The sequence below is a fragment of the Actinoallomurus soli genome (genome assembly GCF_024055715.1).
GTDB classification, from domain to species: domain Bacteria; phylum Actinomycetota; class Actinomycetes; order Streptosporangiales; family Streptosporangiaceae; genus Actinoallomurus; species Actinoallomurus soli.
The window spans coordinates 37,549-52,466 of record NZ_JAMXMV010000004.1 but is presented as its reverse complement, the minus strand read 5'-3'; the positions used below and the strand labels follow the sequence as shown (position 1 = coordinate 52,466).

Sequence of the window (14,918 nt, the reverse complement as noted above, 5' to 3'; positions counted from 1 at the left end):
CAGGAGCCGGCGTGTGGTCACACGCCGGCTCCTGACGACCCCTCAACCCCACTGCGGACCGACGATGCCGGCGGCGCAGAAGGTGCCGGGCTTGACGGTTGGATCCGGTTTCGGTGCCCCTCTGAGCTCGGCGAAGCCGGAGAGCAGCAACTTACGATGGCCACCGTTCGCGGAGAAATGACCGTCCGATCCGCTCTCCAGGACGGTCAGGCGGAGACTCCGCTCCGGGGAGCCGAATCGCAGGCACACGTGCCACTGCTGCTCCAGCTCGGTCTCGTCCCTGACCTCGGCACGTACGGCGCCACGGAGCGCGTCGGCGTAGTTGCCGACCAGCCAGCCGGATCCCGCGTGCGCGGTCGTCCAGTCCTTGTCGTGCGGCTTCACCTCGAGCCGTGCTACGCCGTCGACGTCGTGCGCCCTGATCCGCGTCAGGAACTCCGCCACCGTCGATCGCACACCGCGGTCCGCGTCTCCTGTCACGGTCGCGTTGTCCGGAAGCGACGGGCGGCTCCGATCGCCGCACGCACCGGATGACGCCATCAGCGTAAGGGCGCACAGAATTCCGGTGACCGCCCTGTGTCTTACTTCCATATGTATCCGAATCCGATGTTGCGGTAGTTCCCGTAGACCAGCGACAGAGGCTTGTAGGTGTCGTAGTGCTGATGGCCTTTGGCGCGGTTGTGCTGCGCGAAGTAGATACCGCCTATGCTGGACGCGGCCTTGTAGCTGACGATCGCCATGTGCACGGGTGTCCCCGCGGGGCGTTCGAAGTAGATGGCATCACCGAGTTCGACTTCGCCGTAGTTGCGTTCCCAGTACACGCGCGGCTTCTTGCCGTCCCACGCGGTCGCGAAGTGCTTCTTGTGGTGGTCCGCGGCCGCCCAGGGGTAGGAGGCGTTGAGCCAGTTGTCCCACCAGGAACGGTCGCTGCGGTACCACCCCGTTCTCATCGGTATGTGACCGCCCCGGTTAAGGGCCTTGGACACGAAGTTCGTGCAGTCGTACTTGTACTCTGCTTTTTCGCTCTTGGCGTGGTTCACGGCCCACCTCGCGATTCCCGGATGGTCCACCTTCGCCGCCGCTCGTAGAGAAGCCTTGTCCAGATCGGAACCGGAGGCGGCCTTAGGAGTCACCGACGCCGTCAGCTGTTCGGGGGTGAACGCGTTGATCTCGCCACCGCCGTCGACTTGAGTGTCGATCGCGCTCGAGTCCGTCTCGGAGGCCAGGACGGGGGCGGGCTCATCGGCGTCGCCCTGGGCGTTGATCAATGGCCTGTTGAAGACGAAGTCGCTCTCCCTCGAGAAATCGTTCGTCACCTTACTCTCCGCGGCCGTGCCCGCGTTGTTCACGAACACCTCCTGGCCTTCGTAGGCGGCGCGGATGGTGACCGCGTCGTTCGATGGGGAGTAGCTCGCGAAGATCTCCGGGAATGTGATCGTCGAGTCGGCCTGAGTGAGTTGTTCCTGTGCTGCGTCGTCACGGCCGGCGACCAGGTCGGCGGACTGCGCCTTGAGCGCCGCGCCGAAGTAGTCGGCGTCCGGGCTCGCCGCCAGGACGGCGTCCGCGTCGGAGAAGCGGCCTTCCGTGATCGCCTCGCGGCCCTGTACCAGCTGTTTCACCGCGTCCACATAGGCCGCCTTGTCGCCCGGGATTCCGGCAGGGGCGACAGCCGGGGTGGTCAGCCATGGCCCGTCGCCGTACTTGCTGTGCGCCCGGACCTGAAAATGATAGGACGTGCCATTCGCCAGTCCGGAGACGATCGTCGCTTCGTTCACGACGGTCTTGGACTGTACGACGTTGTTGTTCCCGTCCAGGGCCTGGACGTCGTACGAACTGATGGGTGAGGCCATCGGGTCGTCGTCGGCGCCTGTGCCCGGGGAGGTGCTCGCGCCGACGTCCTGAGGGGCGGCCCAGGAGACCAGTACCCCGCCGTCGCCGCCTCGGGTGGAGATGTTGGAGACCTTCCCCGGCGGCGTGGGGGGAAGGTAGTCGATCGTCACGTTGATCGAGCTTGACCCATTCCCATACGAGAGGACCGGCAGATCGCTTCCGTCGGCTTCGAGGATGATCCCGCTGTTCTGAGAGGAATCCTGGTACCAGATACCGGCCAGGCCCGTGATGTCCACCTGAGGGTCGGCGATGCTCGTCGGCGGCGCATCCGGGTCCCTCACCGCCACCTCTGCCGCGTCGGCGCCTGTCGCGTTGTCCGCGAGGTCGCTCTCCGGCTGCTCACCGGACACCGAGCCGCTGCTCGGACAGCCGGCTCCGCAGTCCGGCGCTCCGAGATTCAGGCTCGCCGCGGTGATCCTCGCCCCTGCAGGCAGCGCGTCCAGATCGACCTTCAGGTGGGTGACCCGCTGGGCCGTGCCGGCTCCGCCGACTCGAACGGCGTCGTCCGCGGTGAGCGGGCAGGCCGCCCCGCCGCACGCCGCCGGATCCGACTGGGCGGTCCTGATGGTCATCTTGTTCTTCGCGATGGTGACGCGTTGGGTTCCGGTGGACGATCTCGGCTGGGGAGCGGTGAAGGCGATGCTCGGGGTCTTGGGAGTGCAGACCTCCTTCACGCAGGCGTCCATCTGCCAGCGATAGGACTGGCCGGGCTTGGTCAACCCCGCCGGAACCCGCAGACTCATCCGCTGCCCACTCTGCACACTTCCCTGGCCGAGCGGCGTTCCTCCGATCACCGCGCCGCTCGTGTCATAGAGGTAGAAATGAGCGCCCACCTCGGCCCCTGAGGGCCGAGACAGCACGCCCGAGAGCACGGTCGATCCGGACTCATCGGTTCCCGTCGCCAGCGACTGCGGAGTCTGAGCCGCGTCGGTGATCAGCGGCTGCCACGCCGACCAGCCGCCGGCGCCGGTGGCGCTCATGGCTCTGACCCGGAAGATGTACGACCCGGGGTTCTTCAGCCGGCCGTCGGGGACTTGCCATGTCGCAGTCGCTCCCGAAGCGACGGCATTCGCGCTGCCGGTCACCACCGTCGTTCGACCGGCGGACTTCGCCACCTCGAATGTGTAGTCGACCGGCTTGCCGTTGGGTTCGGTGATCTGCGCGGAGAGGGTCGGCCTGGTGGACGCCACGGTCGGCGATGTCGTCAGGTCGGATGCCTTGGGTGAGGCACCGACATTCGTAGGCGTCGGCAGCCTGTAGTTGAAGGTGACGCTCAGAGCCGGTTCCTTCTCCCCCTGAGCCCCGGCCACATAGTTGGAGGAGTAGAACCTCCTCCAGGTGGACGGGTCCTTCTCATCCGCGCCGCGAAGCTGGATGCCGTAGTCGGGCTGTCCGTCCGCCCACGCCTTGACGATGGTGCCGACGTTCCAGTGCATGAAGTCCTGGGGACAACTCGCGGCACCGGGCGCGGCGACGCTGGTCACGGCCCCCGTCGTCGTGGTGTTCGGCTCGCTGCCGTACCTGATCGTGTCGGGATCCCAGGTGGACGTGACCCGGCGGGCCTGGACACCGGCGCTCGGGTCTTTGCAGACAGAAGACCAGAAGGCCCACAACCGGAGATCGGCGTCGATGATCTGAGTTCCCCGGAGGTCATCGACATGGTTGAACCTCAGGTACGAGCGCGCGATGTGAGTGCCGTCGTACGTTCCCGCCTTGAGTTCGGTGGACCCTCGCTGGGAGTCGGGGAAGTCGGTCTGCACCCAGGTGTCCGTCTGCACGGTCAGGGTGCTGGTGGGATCGATCGTCACGGGATAGCGAACCGCGGGGTCGGCGAGGAACCGCGCGTCGGGTTTCAGTCGCAGCACCGGACCGTCGGCGGTCTGCTGGATGGTGGTGTCGACGGCGGCCTGGTGCGACGGCTCGCCGGAGCGCGGATCGGTTCCGGAGTCCCACATCCTCGGCTCGGGTGCCGATGCCACGAGCCGGCCCGAGGAGTCGCGCAGATCCAGGCCGTGCTCACTGGAGGCGGCGAGAGTCAGTCCCTCGGTATCGACCGATAGCGGAATCTCGAGGTCCTGCTTCGGCTGCTTCCGGAGAACGAGCGAGTGGCTGAAGCCGTTGGGCAGTGCTTTGACCACCAGGTCGCCGTCGGGAACGACATCCTCATAAATCGCGGTGTCCCCTTGTACCCGCGGGCTCGGGAGGGAATCGCGCCACGCGACGGAGAACGACCGATTCGCGCGCTGCAGAGTGGCGAATGGGCCGGCGCCGCCGTCCGACAGTTGAATGTCGGCTGCGGCGGTCTTCGGTCGTAGTTCCGTGGCAGCGCTGTTCGGCGTGAGTGAGGTATCGATCGAGCGCCACGTGCCATCTTTGTTCACCCGGACAGGTCCGCTGAAGGACTCCATCGTGAATGTGCCGTCCGGGTTTGCCCATGTGGTCGAATTATCCGTCCGATCGTCCTGCACTTCGACTTTCGTGCCGCGTGCTTTCGCCGTCTGCGAGGCCACAGTGCGCGGATCCCGCGACGGTGATCGTTCCCCGGCGGATGCACGCTCACTTCCGGTCACCGCTACAACGGTCACGGTGACCATCGCGGTCACCAGGCCGGCGCTCCATCGGGACCGCCGCATCAGTGGCCGACTGCCACGCGAATGACCCCTCAGGGCCGGTGCTCTCCCCGCTCCCGCCAATGTGCTCCCAATCGTCGTCGCGGACGGCTTTCACCGGTCCGCTCCATCGATGGACCGCGGGCGCGATACGCGGGTCCCTTCGGATGAACTGGGCCGGCCATGAGCGTCTGCGGTACATCTGACAGGCGCGTCGATGGAATCGACTCGACCAGCCATCCGAAAGTGAGGTAGGTAGCGGCAAGGTAGCAAAAATGCCATCTTCTAGGCAAGAGATGGTAAAGGCGTATCCCCGGGGGTTGAATTACGGACATCCGAAATCTGGGTCGATTTGTGTTGCGGTTTTCGTGGCCCGCCTGAAGGCGATCAGCTCGGCTCGAACGTCATCTCCGGGTAGCGGGGCGAGGGCCGGTCGAGGATCGGGCGGTGGTGGTGATCCAGGTGCTCCATGAAGAAGGCCTCCACGTACGCCCGTCCGACGGCGACGGCCCGCTCGGGGACGAGCGTGCCGAACAGCTGCTCTCGTACGGGCTGCGGCACCCCGAGGGCGCCGGCGAAGGTCTCGAAGTCGGTGAAGGTGAGGTGGCCTGAGTCGCGCAACCGGAGCCAGCGGTGCCAGGCCGTGATGTGCGGCCAGAGGGCGGTCAGGTTCCGTTCCGTCAGCGGGCTCGCGGCGGTGGCCCCGCTGATGACCATGTACGGCGCCGGCAGGCCGGCGGCGGCGACGCGGTCGCTGACCCCACCGTCCAGCCCCAGCCCCGCGATCACGCGCCGGTCCTGCAGCATCGTCTCGGCGGTGGCCTCGGCCCCGTGTGAGTGACCGAACATGCCGACCCGCGTGAGGTCGAGCATCTCCCGGAAGGCGGGGAGCCACCGCCCCTCGGCGTCGGGGTCGGCGCCCGCGTCGAGCACGGCGAGCCGGTCGAGCACGAACCGTACGTCGGCGGCGCGCACCAGCGTCTCCTCGTCGGCCTTGCCCGGCGGGATGACGCCCCCCACCTCGAGCCGGCCGCCCGGGAACTCCACCTCGCCGGCGTCGTGGGTGTGGTCGACGCCGACGACGGCGAACCCGTGGCTCGCCAGGTCCTCGGCGAGACCGGTCAGTGAGGACCGGTCCATGCCGTCACCGGGGGAGAAGACGACGACCGGCCATCCCGTACGCGGCGGCCGCGCGACCGGAGCGCCTTCGAACGAGTGTGTGCGGAGCCCGTGGAACGTCCCCTCCGGCACCTGTGCGCCCAGCGCCTGCGCGGTGAAGGCGTCCAGGTGCCTTCCGGCGAGGGGCGGCATGTACGGCGCGCGGGGCAGCCCCGCGGTCCGGGCGGCCGGGTACCACAGTTGCGCCATCAGCTCCCGTACCGGATGCGACTCCACCCAGGGGTCACGCCGGGACGGGTCGACGAGGTGCAGCGAGACCGTCCCGATCCGGTACGGCCCCGTGGGACGCGGCAGCGACAGCGGCGAGACCGGCGTCGTCGCCGGACGCGCCGCCCCCGGCCGAGCCGAGGCGGCCGGCACTGGGAGGGCGCCGAACACCAACGCGACGATCGCCGCGACGACCGAGATGATCCTCTGCATCACCGCTCCCGCCTGCGGAAGGGACCACGTCTCCTGACAACGCCTGACGGACGGGGTTGATCAACGTCAGAATCACTTCGTGACCGCCCTGTGATCAGGAAGGGCATGTGTCGCGTATGCGGCTTCAGGCGGCGGAGAAGGTCACGGCTCAGCTCTCGGGGGCCGGGGTCCGGTCCGGATGCGTCGCCGGGCGCCGGTTGGCGTTCTGCGTCGTGCCGTGTCCCAGAACGCCGTGGTCGTAGGCGCTCTCGGCGTGTACCGCCAGGTCCAGGCCGGCCTGCTCGTCCTGGGCCGAGGCCCGGAAGCCCATGATCCGGTCGATCAGCTTCCCGATCCCGTACGTCACGGTGAACGCGTAGGCGCCCACCACGAGCACCGCCGTGACCTGCCTGAGCAGCTGGCCTCCTCCGCCGCCGGAGAGCAGCCCGGTGGCGCCCCCGGTCATCACCGCGGTGGCGAAGACGCCGATCAGCACGGTGCCGACGACGCCCGCGACCAGGTGGACCCCGACGACGTCCAGGGAGTCGTCATAGCCGAAGCGGTACTTCCAGCTCACCGCGTACGAGCACAGCACACCGGCCACCAGGCCGATCACCAGCGCGCCGAAGACGCCCACAGAGCCGCAGGAGGGGGTGATGGCGACCAGGCCGGCGACCGCGCCGGAGGCGGCGCCGAGCGTGGTGGCGTGGCCGTCCCTGCGCTTCTCCACCGCCAGCCAGCCCAGCATGCCGGTGCAGCCGGCCGCCTGGGTGTTGACGAAGGCGGCCGCCGCCAGGCCGTTGGCGCCCATCGCCGAGCCCGCGTTGAATCCGAACCAGCCGAACCACAGCAGCCCCGCGCCGAGGAGCACCAGCGGCAGGTTGTGCGGACGCATGGCCTCCTTCCTGAAGCCGAGGCGCGGTCCGAGGAGCAACGCGAGCGCCAGACCGGAGGCGCCGCAGTTCACCTCGACCACGGTGCCCCCGGCGAAGTCCAGCGCGTGCAGCCGGGTGAGGATCCAGCCGCCGGGCGCGAAGACCCAGTGGGCCACCGGTACGTAGACCAGCAGCGTCCAGGCGGCGACGAAGACCACCCACGCGCCGAACTTGGCCCGATCGGCGATGGCCCCGCTGATCAGCGCGGCCGTGATGACGGCGAACGCGAGTTGGAACGCGGCGAAGATCAGGGTCGGTACGTGCCCGGTGAGACTCCTCGGCCCGATGCCGTGCATGCCGACGTACCGCAGGCCGCCGAGCAGCCCCCAGCCTCCCAGGTCGGGACCGAAGGCGAGCGTGTAGCCGGCGAGCAGCCAGACGACGGTCACCACGGCGATCGAGACGAAGCTCATCATCAGCATGTTGAGCACGCTCTTGGTCCGGACCATGCCGCCGTAGAACAGCGCCAGGCCCGGCGTCATCATGAGAACGAGTGCGGTGCTGGTCAGCAGCCAGGCGGTGTCGCCGGCATCGAATCCGGTCGGCATGTCGGTGTGTCGTCCTCCCGATCGGCCCGGGCGATGCCCGGGCGGCTCTGGGAAGGGTCGCCAGCCCACGTTTCCGGTCGAGTACAGGCGTGTTACCCGCGTGTTTCGTGTTTCACGAAGATTGCGAAGAGCTCACCGCGGGTTCCGCAGGGTGGCGGGCGCGATCAGTACCCGGGGTTCGCGCCGCCGCTCGCCTCGATCAGCCGGTACAGGGCTTCGGTGCCGAAAGGCAGCCGGGGGGTGGCGACGTCGATCCAGCCGGTGCCCAGCGCGTCGATTCCGGCGTCCCACCACCACCAGCTCCGGTCGCCGCCGCCCTCTTCCTCGCTCGGGTCGAAGTGGAAGAGCCAGTCCGAAAGCCTCCCGGGGCCCTCGTCCGTCTCTTCGGCCTCGTCCGTCGTGTCAGGAGCGGTCTCCTCGACCGCAGTCGCCGACTGCCACATCTGCAGCCAGGCGGCGGCTCTGGCGGCGGGATCGAAGATCGGCGCAGGGGCGGGAGGCGTGGGCTCCGGTGCGAACCGTTCGACGAACCAGGAAGGAAGGATCTTCGGCCACTCTTCGTCCGGCGGCCATGAGTCCACCCGCTCGAGAACGCAGCCGAGCACTTCACGCGCACGGGCGATCACGGCCTCCGGGTCGGTCGCCGTGAAGAACACGCGGAGGAGGAACAGGCCCTCGTCGTCGTCATCCTCGCTGGGGCCGAGCCGGATACGCCGTAGTTCGCCGTCGGAAATCTTCATCCCCTGCAGTGTGCATGATTTCGGTCGTTCTGGGGGCCTTTCGGTCAGCCGACGGCGGCGATGATGCTTTGGACGCGCGCGGTGGTGGTGACGGAGCGAACGGTCTCCGGCGGGTAGAGCGCGCCGCCCATGTAGATGCCCGGCCGGGTGAAGCGGGACGACGACGGCCGGTCCTCCGAGGCCGTGAAGTGCAGCTCCTGGGCGCCCGTCTGCTCGAGGACGCGGGCGGCGGTGCGTTCGTTGATGCCGGCGGCCGGCAGGATGATGATCCGCCCGGCGGCCTTCGCGACGAGACGCGCGATCAGGTCCGCGCCCTCCAGGGCCGAGGGGGCCGCGCCGGAGGTGAGCAGCCGGTCCACGCCGAGCCCGACGACGTCCTCGAACGCCGCCTCGGGGTCGCGGGTGACGTCGAACGCTCGGTGGAAGGTGACGCTGAGCGGGCGGGCGGCCTCGACGAGCCGCGCGCACAGCTCGGTGTCGATCTCCGCGTCCGGGGTCAGGGCGCCGATGACGACGCCGTCCACACCGGCGGCCTTGACGGCCTCGATGTCGCGCAGCATCGCCGCGGCCTCGGCCGGGCCGTACACGAAGTCCCCGCCGCGCGGGCGGATGATCACGTGGATCTTGATCCGGCCGGCCGCGAGGGCGACGGCCTGTTCGACCATCCCGATGCTCGGCGTGATCCCGCCCTCCAGGAGGGCGGCGCAGAGCTCGACCCGGTCCGCGCCGGCCTCCGCTGCGGCCGCGACGCCGTCGGCGGACTCCAGGCAGATCTCGTAACGCACGTTTCGGTTCCTTTCGCGGGGGAGGTGGATCAGAGCAGCTCGGGCGTCAGATCCGGGTCGGGCATGTCGGAGTCGAAGGGGAACAGCGGCCGCCGTACGCCGTGGTGGCCGAGGCGGAGCAGGTCCTGGTCGACGCCGCCGGGGGTGAGCGCGAGCAGCCAGTCTGCGGCCAGGTCGTACAGCTCCGGCTCCAGGTAGCCGATCTTGACGATGACCAGGTCGGTCGCCGCCGGGTCGAGGCCGAGGAAGGTGAAGTCGCGGATCTCGTGGTACGGCTTGCGGCGGGCGGTGACGATGACCCGCAGGCCGCCGGTCCGGATCACGGCGATGTCGCCGCCGACCGGGTCGTCGCGGCGGAGGGCCTGGACGGTCCCGGCGAGGGTGACCGGCCCCGCCGGGCCGGAGTCGATCTTTCCGCCGACGCGGAGCACGACCTCGGCGTCCTCCCCGGCGGCGAACGCGGCGGCCACCGCCTCGGGGTCCTGGATGCTCGCGTAGATCGCGCTGACCCTCCCGAGGCGGATGTCCTCGACGCCGAGCAGGTACTCCAGGGCCGCGGAGACGTCACCGGCGCCGCCGGCGGTCGGGTTGTCGCCGGAGTCGCTGATCAGGAACGGCCGGGCGTCGCTGTCGATCGCGGACCGGACGCAGTCGGCGAGGCTTCCGGTGGGGGCGACGAAGGCGAAGTCCGCGCGGGCCTTCCAGTACGCCTCGGCGAGCCCGCGCGCCTGCTGGGTGATCGTCGCCTCGTCGTCGCCCGTGACGACGACGGCCGCCCGGCAGCGGGGCTCGTCGGCCCAGGCGTACCCGACCCAGATGGCGGCGTCCAGCACGCCGGGCATCGCCTCGACCTCGGATACGCGGGCGTACAGGCTCTTGGCGGGCTCGATGCGGGTGCTGGTCTTCTCGCCGGGCAGCAGGACCGGCACCTGCACCCAGGCCTTGCGCGGCCGGCCGCCGTCGCGCAGCCGGGTCACGAGGTTGCGCGCCGCGCGTTCACGGGACTCCCAGGCGTCCTCGTGCGGCGCCATCCGGTAGCAGGTGATCAGGTCGACCGTGGCGGCGAGCTCGCGGGAGACGTTGCCGTGCAGGTCCATGGACGCGGAGATCAGCGTGTCGGGGCCGACGGCGGCGCGTACGGCGGCGGCCAGGCCGGCCTCCGCGTCGGTGCGCCCGGTGACGCTCATCGCCCCGTGGATGTCGAAGAGTAGGCCGTCCAGGGGGCCCGCCGCCTTGGCACGTTCCACGATCTCGGCCTCGAGGGCGTCGTACACGTCGGGGTCGACGGCGCCGCCGGGCAGCGAGACCGCGTGCAGCAGCGGCACCCACTCCACGCCCTCGCACCACGCCCGCGGTTCCCGGATCCAGGCGTACCGCGCGAGCAGGGCGTCGTCGCGGGTGACCGTGAAGTCGTCCAGGCGGGTCAGGTGCGGGGAGAAGGTGCTCGACTCGATCGCGATGCCGGCAATGCCGATGCGGAGTGCTCTCACGGGTGGATCTTTCGTTCGGGGCGGCGGGGGTCAGGAGGAGGCCAGGGCCACGCCCTGGTCGAGGATGAGGCGGCCGATGCCCAGCAGGCCGGCGTCGGGCCCGGCGACGCTCTCGGCGATCTCCAGGTCCTGGGTGGTCGGGGGCAGGCACCGCTCGTACAGGACGCCGCGCGCGGCGGCGACGAACAGGTCGCAGGCGGCGAGCGCGCCGCTGAGGATGACCGCCTGGGGGTTCAGGAAGTTCACGATCGTGGTGAGGACCTCGCCGAGCTGCCGACCGGCGAACCTGACGTTGGTCGTGACCGTCGGATGCCTGTCGCGGGCGAGGCGTACGAGGTCGGCGGTGCTCTTCACGTCGACGCCCTCGGCGCTCACGGCGGCGACCAGCGCGGCGCCGCTGGCGATCGTCTCCAGGCAGCCGAAGTTGCCGCAGCTGCACGGCCGGTCGCCGCCCGCCGGGACGCGGTTGTGGGTGATGTCGCCGGCGAAGCCGCGGGCCCCCCGGTGCAGCCGGCCGTCGCTCACGACCGCCGCGCCGACGCCGGTGCCGGCCTTGACGAAGACGAAGTCGCGGAGATCCGGCCCGCGGGCGACCGTTTCGCCCATCGCCATGAGGTTGGCGTCGTTCTCCACGACGAGGGGGGCCTGGAACCGCCCGCTCATCCGCTCACGTACGGAGAAGCCGTGCCAGCCGGGCATGCGGGAGGGCCCGACCATGACGCCGTCCAGGTCGACCGGCCCGGGCAGCCCGATCCCGGCGCCGAGCACCGGGCGGCCGTCGCTGAGCTCTTCGAGCGCGTCCATGATCTGGTCCAGGACGGGTTCCGGCCCGGCGCTGACGTCCATCTCCAGATCGCGGATCTTCTGGGGCCGGCCCGTCCCGTCCAGCGTCGCGAGGCGCGCGTGGTGGCCGCCGAGGTCGGCGGCCAGCATCACGCCCTCACCGGCGGGGACGCTGAGCAACCGCGGCCGCCGGCCGCCGCGCGAGCGGCCCTCGCCGGACTCCAGGAGCAGGCCGGCGTCCAGCAGCTCCTGGACGTGGGCGGAGACCGTCGACGGAGCCCAGCCGAGCAACCGGGCCAGCTCGGCCCGCGACGTGGCCTGGCCCGACGCCACGAGCCCGATGATGTGCGCGGCCGACACGGTGGCTCCTTAGTCGAATGTTCAGCAGACTTGCTTCGGATCCGAACGTTACTTCGGTTGATTCGGTCGGACAATAGCAATCGCTGTGACGGCAGTCCACCGGTCGGCCGCGTAACACGACCGTGACCAGGCGCGCCTGTTGCGTCGACTGCGTTACTTGTTTCGATTCGGTCTTGTCTTCGTTCGATGGGGCGCTGTATCGTCACCGCCACATCGCCACCGACCCCCGCCGGACCGGCCACTCGAACGAAGCCCCCGGCCGGTCGGCCGAACCGACTCGCTGAAACCTGCGGACGACGTCCGTTCCCCCCGTCAGGAGCATCGATGAGAAGACGATCGCCTTCGTTCCCGGCGACCGCGCGCACCCCGCTGGCGGTGCTCGGCGTGGCCGCCACACTGCTCGTGGCCGGATGTTCCTCCGGCAGTGGGCAGGGAGGGTCGTCGGCGACCGGCGGCACGCCGCAGCAGGGCGGTTCGGTGACGTTCGCGCTGCCGCCCAACGCCACACCGAACTGGATCTTCCCGCTGGGCACCCCCGGTCACCTGGCCGGGTACAACAGCGCGATCCGGCAGAACGTCTTCCTGCCGCTGTACGCCTACAACGGGTCGAGCGGCACCGTCGCCATGGACGAGAAGGCCGGCGCGGCCAAGGCCCCGGTCTACTCCAACGGCGGCAAGACGGTCACGATCACGCTGAAGGACGGCCTCACCTGGGCGAACGGCCAGAAGGTCACCACCCGGGACGTGGAGTTCTGGTTCAACCTGGCCAAGGCCAACAAGGCCCAGTGGGGCAACTACAGCAAGGGCGACCTGCCGGACAACGTCGCGAAGTTCACGACGGTGAACGACACGACGTTCAAGCTCGACCTGACCAAGGCGTACAACCCGGAGTGGTTCACCGCCAACCAGCTCACCTACGTCACGCCCATGCCGCAGTCGGCCTGGGACGTCGAGGACGCGAGCGGCAAGGTCGGCGACTACGACCGCACGACCGACGGCGCCAAGAAGGTCTTCAAGTACCTCATCGGCGAGGCCGGCAAGCTGTCGGAGTACGCGAGCAACCCGCTGTGGAAGGTCGCGGACGGGCCGTTCACGGTCAAGGAGTTCACCACCACCGGCCAGGTGACGCTCGCCAAGAACGCCAAGTACACCGGCGACGACGCCGCCCACCTGGACGCCGTGACGTTCAAGCCCTTCACCTCGGCCCAGGCGGAGTTCAACGTCCTGCGCTCCGGCGGCGTCGACTACGGCTACCTGCCGGCGCTCGCCGTCTCGCAGCAGAAGACGATCGAGAACAGCGGGTACCAGGTCAAGCCGTGGAACGGCTGGGCGATCACCTACATTCCGTACAACTTCAACAACCCGGAGATGGGCGCGGTCTTCAAGCAGCTCTACATCCGGCAGGCCGTGCAGATGTCGATCGACCAGGCGACGATCTCGCGCGTCATCTGGCACGACCAGGCCGCCCCCGGGTACGGGCCGGTGCCCCAGCAGCCGGTGTCGAAGTACCTGTCCCAGGACCAGAAGAACAACCCGTACCCCTACGACGTGAACAAGGCCAAGGCGCTGCTCACGTCGCACGGCTGGACGATCGCGGGCAACATCGCCTCCTGCACGAAGCCGGGCACCGGGGCCGACCAGTGCGGCGCCGGGATCAAGGCGGGCACGCAGCTGAAGTTCTCGCTGCTGACCGAGAGCGGCAGCACCGAGACCGACAACACGATGCAGGAGCTGCAGTCCTCCCTGTCGAAGATCGGCATCGCGCTGTCGATCAAGTCGGAGCCGCTCAACTCCGTCCTCGACCACAGCCCGGAGTGCAAGCCGAACCAGTCGACCTGCTCCTGGCAGCTCTCCTTCTTCGGCACCCAGGGCAGCTGGTACTTCCCGGCGTACCCGAGCGGTGAGCAGATCTTCGCCACCGACGGAGGCACCAACCTCGGCAGCTACAGCGACCCCACGGCCGACAAGCTGGTCAAGGAGTCGACGAGCTCGTCGGACCCCCAGGCCATGCAGCAGTACAGCTCCTACCTCGCCAAGCAGCTCCCGGTGATCTGGATGCCGAACCCCGCCTACCAGGTGTCGGCCATCCGCAACAACCTGCGCGGCGTCGTCCAGGACCCCCTGGCCTTCATGCAGCCGCAGCGCTGGTATCTCGCGAAGTGACCGGCGCGCCCGGGACGGCCGCCGGCCGTCCCGGGCCCTCATCCTGACCTCACCCTGGCCGGAGGAACCCCGTTGATCCGCTTCCTGGCAAAGCGCCTCGGGCAGGCGATCGTCGTCATCCTGCTGGTGACCGTGATCGTCTTCCTGCTGCTGCACTCGGTCCCCGGCGGGCCCGCGCGGGGCATCCTCGGTCCCCAGGCCAGCCCGCAGGCCATCGCGGCCTTCAACCACGAGCACGGCTTCGACAAGTCGCTGGTCCAGCAGTACTGGGCGTTCCTCAGCCGCCTGCTGCACGGCGACCTCGGCGACTCGTACACGCTGAACCAGTCGGTGGGCTCGCTCATCGGGCAGCGGCTGCCCAAGACGCTCGTCCTGACCGGGCTGTCGACGCTCGTGGCGCTGGTCATCGCGATCCCGCTCGGCGTGTGGCAGGGCCGGCGGCGCCGGGGCCTGACCGACTACACGGTCACCACCCTGGTGTTCGTCGGATACGCGACGCCGGTCTTCTTCCTGGCGCTCATCCTCGTGATCGTCTTCACCGAGAAGATCCCGATCCTGCCCCCGCAGGCGCCGCAGGCCCAGACGCTCGGCGCGCTGTTCGCCGACTCCCGTGCGCTGATCCTGCCCGTCCTCGCCGGGGCCATCGCGACGGTCGCGGCGTTCAGCCGGTACATGCGGTCGGCGGTGCTCGACAACCTCGCCGAGGACTACGTACGGACCGCGCGGGCCAAGGGAGCCTCGGAACGCCGGGTCGTGTGGCTCCACATCATGCGCAACTCGCTGACGCCGATCATCGCGATGCTCGGCTACTACCTGCCGGTGCTGTTCTCCGGCGCGCTGGTCATCGAGTCGGTGTTCAACTACCCCGGCATGGGGCTGTTGTTCTGGAACGCCGCGCAGACGTCCGACTACCCGATCCTGCTCGGCACCGTCCTGGTGATCGCGCTCGCCACCGTCATCGGCTCGCTGCTCGCCGACATCGTCCAGGCGCTCGTCGACCCCCGTGTCCGAGGATCGATCCGATGACCCGCGCGTCC

General features: G+C 69.3%; 10 protein-coding genes. 2 read left to right on the top strand and 8 right to left on the bottom strand.

Translation table 11 applies throughout. From position 1 onward, the window contains the following. Positions 1–42: 42 nt before the first annotated feature. The 8 genes from NDW01_RS12090 to NDW01_RS12055 form a co-directional block, all read right to left on the bottom strand. Complete coding sequence (locus NDW01_RS12090) at positions 43–456, bottom strand: hypothetical protein (protein ID WP_252819937.1); 414 nt, start codon at positions 454–456, stop codon at positions 43–45. 125 nt (positions 457–581) lie between these two features. Further along, the gene (locus NDW01_RS12085) at positions 582–4,484 is read right to left on the bottom strand and encodes a DNRLRE domain-containing protein (protein ID WP_252820641.1); all 3,903 of its coding nucleotides are present in this window, start codon (positions 4,482–4,484) and stop codon (positions 582–584) included. Between the two features lie 402 nt (positions 4,485–4,886). Then, on the bottom strand, positions 4,887–6,098 hold the full coding sequence (locus NDW01_RS12080) for an alpha/beta hydrolase family protein (RefSeq protein WP_252819935.1): 1,212 nt from the start codon (positions 6,096–6,098) through the stop codon (positions 4,887–4,889). A 148-nt stretch (positions 6,099–6,246) separates the two neighbouring features. Beyond that, a complete protein-coding gene (locus NDW01_RS12075; protein ID WP_252819933.1) occupies positions 6,247–7,560 on the bottom strand; it encodes an ammonium transporter in 1,314 nt (437 codons plus the stop codon). A 164-nt stretch (positions 7,561–7,724) separates the two neighbouring features. Next, positions 7,725–8,300, bottom strand: coding sequence for a hypothetical protein (locus tag NDW01_RS12070; RefSeq protein ID WP_252819931.1), 576 nt, complete (start codon positions 8,298–8,300; stop codon positions 7,725–7,727). A 44-nt stretch (positions 8,301–8,344) separates the two neighbouring features. Next, positions 8,345–9,085: a copper homeostasis protein CutC gene (locus NDW01_RS12065; RefSeq protein ID WP_252819929.1), complete on the bottom strand. Its 741-nt coding sequence runs from the start codon at positions 9,083–9,085 to the stop codon at positions 8,345–8,347. A 29-nt stretch (positions 9,086–9,114) separates the two neighbouring features. Beyond that, positions 9,115–10,575, bottom strand: a complete 1,461-nt coding sequence (locus NDW01_RS43765) for a M81 family metallopeptidase (protein ID WP_252819927.1) — start codon at positions 10,573–10,575, stop codon at positions 9,115–9,117. A gap of 30 nt (positions 10,576–10,605) precedes the next feature. Beyond that, positions 10,606–11,718 (bottom strand): ROK family transcriptional regulator, encoded by a 1,113-nt coding sequence (locus NDW01_RS12055; RefSeq protein ID WP_252819925.1) that lies wholly within the window; start codon positions 11,716–11,718, stop codon positions 10,606–10,608. Between the two features lie 324 nt (positions 11,719–12,042). On the opposite strand from NDW01_RS12055, the gene NDW01_RS12050 reads away from it, so the two are divergent. Together NDW01_RS12050 and NDW01_RS12045 are read left to right on the top strand one after the other, a co-directional pair. Then, entirely contained in the window at positions 12,043–13,881 is a 1,839-nt protein-coding gene (locus NDW01_RS12050; protein ID WP_252819923.1) for a peptide ABC transporter substrate-binding protein, read from the top strand. Positions 13,882–13,953: 72 nt separating this feature from the next. Beyond that, positions 13,954–14,907, top strand: coding sequence for an ABC transporter permease (locus tag NDW01_RS12045; protein ID WP_252819921.1), 954 nt, complete (start codon positions 13,954–13,956; stop codon positions 14,905–14,907). Positions 14,908–14,918 lie beyond the last annotated feature (11 nt).